Origin of the sequence: Microcoleus sp. K5-D4 (genome assembly GCF_036704575.1) — a bacterium.
Classification (GTDB): domain Bacteria; phylum Cyanobacteriota; class Cyanobacteriia; order Cyanobacteriales; family Microcoleaceae; genus Microcoleus.
Genome location: NZ_JAUBSD010000212.1, coordinates 1 through 1377, shown reverse-complemented (window position 1 = coordinate 1377; position 1377 = coordinate 1). Strand labels below are relative to the sequence as shown.

1 protein-coding gene is annotated in these 1377 nt (G+C 47.7%); it reads right to left on the bottom strand.

The annotated features are described in order from the left end of the window. Positions 1-355: 355 nt before the first annotated feature. Complete coding sequence (locus QUA77_RS29105) at positions 356-1291, bottom strand: pirin family protein (protein ID WP_333454100.1); 936 nt, start codon at positions 1289-1291, stop codon at positions 356-358. Between the last annotated feature and the right edge of the window lie 86 nt (positions 1292-1377).

The window sequence follows — 1377 nt, the reverse complement described above, 5'->3', positions numbered from 1 at the left end:
AAAGGTTTCATCCTATTTTACCTTTTTTGGTCTACCCCCTTGACAATTTGCACTTTTTCTTAACTTGTCACAAATGGGACACGGGGGACTGAAGTTCCCGTGTTCTTTCTTTCTTAGTTAGCCGAATGGTGTGGATCTTCTATATATTTTTTCGGCGTTGCTAAATACAGCTATGACTTCTAGATTTCGGAATGGCTATAAGCCAAGTAGGGTGAGTGTTTTAAGTTCCGAGAAAAGTAGATTTATGCCGTGAATCAGCAACGCCAAATTTTGGAATAATATGCGTGAAGATTAGAGTAAAAAACACAGATTCTGAATCAACAAACAGTTTTTTAATTTAAATCGCTGCGGTTATTTACAACGGTTGCTCTGCTTGAGAAGGTGGCTCTTCTGGCAGCGGAATAAACTCTGTCTCTTGAGGAACCTGAGCAAACCGTCCCTCTCTCCAATCGAGTTTAGCTTCCTCAATGCGCGAGTGGCGACTCGAAACAAAATTCCACCACTTATGCCGCTCACCAACAGGTTCACCGCCAATCACAATACAACGAGCCTTGCCTGAAGCAGAAATGTTTACTTCAGTGCCTGAATTTAGAACTGCCAACCGATGTTGTTCCAGAGGCACTCCATCGATCGCAAGCCCCTCTGTTACGCTGTAAACCGCCTGTTCGCTGTAATTGCCCGGTAAGGTAAATTGCTTGCCAGGAGTCAGTTGCACGTCCAGATAAATCATGGGTGAAAATATTTGAACTGGGGAAGTACGACCATAGGCCTCACCGGCAATTAGGGTGAACGAAACTCCTGCATCCTCCCAAACAGGCAGCTCAGAAGCCGGATGATGCCGAAACCAGGGGTCGGTTTCTTCATATTCATCGGGAAGGGCTATCCAGGTTTGGATGCCATGCAGGATGGCTTCTTTGCTGCGATCGTCGTCAGGCGTGCGTTCGGAGTGGACAATGCCTCGCCCTGCTGTCATCCAATTCACCGCACCGGGACGGATTTCTTGAACGCTGCCCACACTATCGCGATGCAGCAAAACACCTTCAAACAGGTAGGTGACGGTTGCTAAGTTGATGTGGGGATGGGGTCTGACATCCACGCCCCGGCCGGGTGGAAACACCGCAGGGCCGAGATGGTCAAAAAAGATGAACGGGCCTACCAGCGCTAGAACGTCCGAGGGAAGCAAGCGGCGGGCTTGGAATCCACCCAAATCTTGAATGTGTGGCTCAATGAGATGCTGGAGGGTATCCGTCATGATGTTTATGAAGTTGGGAACGCTAATCGTGTCTGTCAAAAGTGCATTATAGCTAGTAAAAGTATAGTCATTTATTGCATGACATGGGAGGCGTTAAGTCCCTCCCCCTTCACTTTTACTTTGAG